Raw genomic sequence first — 3,724 nt, 5'->3', positions numbered from 1 at the left:
CAATCCGCTGAATGAGGCTCGAAAGGATCGGCGAGTGCGACCGCTTCGGTCGCATCGGCCAGCTCCTGGTAGCCGGGTCCGAACTTTTTCAGCAGCAGGGCGTTCAGCTGTTCAGTCATTCCGCCGAGCAGGGCGCCGTATGTCGTTTGCAGCGATTCTACCTTTGCCTTATAATCTTCGGTTCCCATTTGCTGGGTTCGAAGTTAGCCCAGGTCGGATCCGGCGGGTTGGTAAAATACACGCTGCATGCTTTTCCCGTTGAATCGAGCTCCGCACAAACTTCGTTCAGCCAGTCCGAATAGATGCCTTGGTTGATTTTGGAAATGTCGCTGCTGAGGAGCGCGATTTTTGACCGGAGATCCTCGATTTGCGTGTCCAGCGGATCGCCCGATCCCCCGCCGGAAGACGAGCCGCCGCTTCCCGAATCGCCGCTGCCGGCAGGGACGATATCCCGGACCCATTGCTGGTAAATATCGAACAGCTTATTATTGAACGCGCCGCTCCACGTTAACCCCCAGGAAGGGATCGTATTGCCTACATTATAGGCGTCCGTCAGAGCGACAACTTCAGTCTCGCTGCCCAGATGGGAGTCCACCCGTCCGGCCGCCGCTATGAAATTTTTCGGATCGCTGCCCGGCAGATGCCCGGATATCGCTTGAACGAACAATTGCCAAAAACGTGCCTGGTCCTGCGCCACCGCATTATTGCTCATCACCATTACGCCTCCCCAAACAGCTCAGCTAAGCCCTCAAATTCGTTTTCCTCATTGCCTTGAATTTTATCGTCAACCGGATTTGGATCCTCTTGAACATTTTCCTCGTTTTGATTGATTTCTCCGTTTTCGTTCATGTTTTCAATGCCTTGCTCCATCGCCTGAACATCGCTTGCCGGCGGCAGCTGCTCGTTATTAATGAAGTCGAGTCCCTGCTCATTGTTGAAATTTTCCGGCTGCACATTGTCGATATTGTCCACAAACGAACCGTTCTCCTCGAGTGATTTCGGATCACTGGATTCCTTGATTTCCTCTTTGGTGCTGTCGAGCTTCTTCTCGACTTCCGGTTTATTCGGTTCGTTCGGCTTTTTGATTTTTTCTACGAATTCCGATATGGCCTTAAACCGCTTAGGCACAGAGGCGATGAAATCCACGACGAACACCGCAGCCATAAAGTAACCGAGGTATTTCATCGCTTTATCAACGACGGACAGCTGTACGGATGGCGGAGTAATTCGTGCCGATCCGGAAGGTTCCACCCCTTCGACGGATCGTTTGCCGCATCATGGTCAGACCGAAACCAAGCCGATCCGATGCAAATGGCAAGCCGTTGTTCACCAGTGTGAACCGGACCGAGCCGTACTCTTCCACCAGCTCGAACCGAAAATGCGTACACCGGCCATGCCTGATGCCGTTCGTGATTCCTTCCTGCAGCGCATGGCGGATCAGCTTTTCCGCTTCCGGCTCCAGACGGCCATCCGTGATTTCAATGATGTGCTCCAATGTCACCTCAGCGTATTTTTCCGAATCTTCTATGATCTGCAGCAGGGAATCCTGGAACGAAGATGCGGCCGCTGCTTCCTCGCCCAGCATATGTACCGATTTCCTCATTTCATGGAGCCCTTTGCGAACCAATTCTGATGCTAGATTCAGCTTGTCGACCGATTCAGGGGCGCTCATGGACAACATTTTCAGACCGGCTTGAAGCTGAACGATGCTCGCCGTAAGAATATGCCCCACATGATCGTGGATTTCACCGGCAATCCGGTTGCGCTCGGCGAGGACCGAGACTTCGGACATCGCTCTTGCCCGCTCCTCAAGCGAATGCTCCAGCTCAATCGTTCTGGGCACGATTTCCGATTTCCGTCGTGACTGCCCGAAGAACCTTCCGGCGGCTTGCCGATCCGTCCAAATATGCTTTCCTTCTTTTCGGTGCCGTCGCTGTTGGAATACGTAATCGTACCGAAAAACTCATTGCCGACGTATGCATCTTTATCGTCTTTGGCTGCCCGGGTAACCTGACTGAATGTCAGCTGACCCGAATGATTCACCGTAAAGTCATCCTTTGTCCAGCTCAGTACGCCGTCCTTGTAAGTGACTTTATTCAAGTCTTTATCCAGCATATCGCTGCCAATCGAGATCCCGTCGAGGCTGTCGTAAATAATGACTACGGGTCCCGTATCCGTTTTGCCGTCAGATGTGGTCATAACCGTATTGCCATAAATACCTGTCCAGAACTTCATGTCTACATTCCGCATCGCTTTAAAAGAAGCGTTGACCTGCTTCGCGGTACATGTATAGCCGTGCTGAGCCAGGAATTGATCCGGCGCCGACGTATCGGTATCCGTTGCCTTTTGCATCGCATCCTGCCAGCCGGCCAGAAGCGCGGTCTTCGCCAGGATGTCCTGGACGAAACGGTCGGACTCCGCATTCGGTTCGCTTTCCTTCAAATGGTCTTCGTAAAAATCGGTACGGGTTAGCTCAAGCACATATACTGAAGTGGTTTCATACCCTTTTTGCGCCAAAAAGTTGTTGATGATTTTGAGCTTTTCCTTATATACGGTCTCTTTGTCGCTGCCGGCCGGGGGATTCGCGTCGATTTTCGATTTGATATTGGCCAAGAGCGAAGTCCACTGCTGCTTCAGCACCTGGTTGACCTGCAGGTCAGATAAGAACAGCATAGCGTCCGCCTGCATTTTCAGCTTATCCGGATCCGTCGTATTTGGATCAAAGATTGAACCAGCGTCCGTTCCGTTTAAATTGGTGTTCACCGTCGTCACTTTTAAATTCCTCCTTCGATTCGGTTATGCTCTCAACGCCTCCATCATAACGGGCATTCCTTGCTGTCGATAAGTGACTGAAGTGTACATTTTGTCATATGACCTGGATATGACGAAAGTAACTGTTCGAGATTCTGGTTCACCGATATACTTATGGAGATAAAAACACCGCTTCCTTTGAAGAGGAAACGGTGCTGGTGAGAAGTTCATTTTCATTTAGTTTACAGCCTCCAAGGCATGCTTCAGCAGCAGGATGGCCTTGGTCCGGTCATTCGTCCCGATTTTCTCATAAATCACGCTGATGTAGTTTTTCACCGTCCCTTCGGTGATGTACAGCGTATCGGCAATTTCCCGGTTGTTCTTATGTGCCGTAATCAGCTTGGCGATCTCAAGCTCCCTCGGGGTCAGCCCATAATCGATTCCGGGCTGCCTGGGGGCTGCTGCTGTGCGCATACGGGCAGCAAACTTGGCGGCCAGCTTGGAGGGCAGCATCAGCTCGCCCCGAACCGCCTCTTTCAATGAGTGAATCAGTTTGTCGGATGAAAAATCTTTGAGCAGGTAGCCGGACGCTCCGCTGGCAAGACCCTCAATAATATAATCTTCATTGGTAAACGTCGTTAAAATCAGAACAATCGTTTCCGGGCTCGACTCCTTAATCAGCCGGGTCGCCGTAATCCCGTTCATCACCGGCATTTCGATGTCCATCAACACAAGCTGCGGCCTCAAGCTCTTAGTAAGCTCATAGGCGGTTTGGCCGTTGTCGGTTGTCGCTACAACCTCTATATCGGATTCCAGATTAAGGATGGTCTCAAGGCCTTCCCGCACAAGCGTCTGATCTTCTGCGATAAGTATCGTTAGTTTTGACATCATTGATCCTCCCTTCTACTTGGCAGTGTGAGCACCAATAGGCAGCCTGCACCTTCATTCGTGCCGATCCGGAAGGTTCCACCCC

At 51.6% G+C, this 3,724-nt stretch carries 6 protein-coding genes and 1 pseudogene; all 7 read right to left on the bottom strand.

Going from position 1 to position 3,724, the window contains the following annotated elements; translation table 11 throughout:
• A partial coding sequence (locus CPT76_RS37135) for a hypothetical protein (protein ID WP_181152732.1) occupies nt 1–188 on the bottom strand: 188 nt, incomplete at its 3' end.
• Nucleotides 158–712, bottom strand: a complete 555-nt coding sequence (locus CPT76_RS07840) for a hypothetical protein (protein ID WP_146116183.1) — start codon at nt 710–712, stop codon at nt 158–160. The genes CPT76_RS37135 and CPT76_RS07840, both read right to left, overlap by 31 nt.
• Nucleotides 713–717: 5 nt before the next feature.
• Entirely contained in the window at nt 718–1,185 is a 468-nt protein-coding gene (locus CPT76_RS07835) for a hypothetical protein (protein WP_105442512.1), read from the bottom strand.
• A gap of 7 nt (nt 1,186–1,192) precedes the next feature.
• On the bottom strand, nt 1,193–1,603 hold the full coding sequence (locus CPT76_RS07830) for a sensor histidine kinase (protein ID WP_258168662.1): 411 nt from the start codon (nt 1,601–1,603) through the stop codon (nt 1,193–1,195).
• A 33-nt stretch (nt 1,604–1,636) separates the two neighbouring features.
• Nucleotides 1,637–1,708 (bottom strand): annotated as a pseudogene (locus CPT76_RS39140) (hypothetical protein); the annotation flags it as partial.
• Nucleotides 1,684–2,772 (bottom strand): hypothetical protein, encoded by a 1,089-nt coding sequence (locus CPT76_RS07825; RefSeq protein ID WP_105442510.1) that lies wholly within the window; start codon nt 2,770–2,772, stop codon nt 1,684–1,686. The gene CPT76_RS07825 and the pseudogene CPT76_RS39140, both read right to left, overlap by 25 nt.
• 216 nt (nt 2,773–2,988) lie before the next feature.
• Entirely contained in the window at nt 2,989–3,639 is a 651-nt protein-coding gene (locus tag CPT76_RS07815) for a response regulator transcription factor (RefSeq protein WP_076164392.1), read from the bottom strand.
• Nucleotides 3,640–3,724: the final 85 nt, after the last annotated feature.

This window comes from Paenibacillus sp. AR247 (assembly GCF_002968895.1).
GTDB classification, from domain to species: Bacteria; Bacillota; Bacilli; order Paenibacillales; family Paenibacillaceae; genus Paenibacillus_AQ; species Paenibacillus_AQ favisporus.
This window is presented reverse-complemented; position numbering and strand designations above follow the sequence as displayed.

What these genes read in the sequence shown, in the direction of transcription:
- CPT76_RS07840 (WP_146116183.1), bottom strand. Translation starts at nt 712, where the DNA reads ATGAGCAATAATGCGGTGGCGCAGGACCAGGCACGTTTTTGGCAATTG.
- CPT76_RS07835 (WP_105442512.1), bottom strand. Translation starts at nt 1,185, where the DNA reads ATGAAATACCTCGGTTACTTTATGGCTGCGGTGTTCGTCGTGGATTTC.
- CPT76_RS07830 (WP_258168662.1), bottom strand. Translation starts at nt 1,603, where the DNA reads ATGAGGAAATCGGTACATATGCTGGGCGAGGAAGCAGCGGCCGCATCT.
- CPT76_RS07815 (WP_076164392.1), bottom strand. Translation starts at nt 3,639, where the DNA reads ATGTCAAAACTAACGATACTTATCGCAGAAGATCAGACGCTTGTGCGG.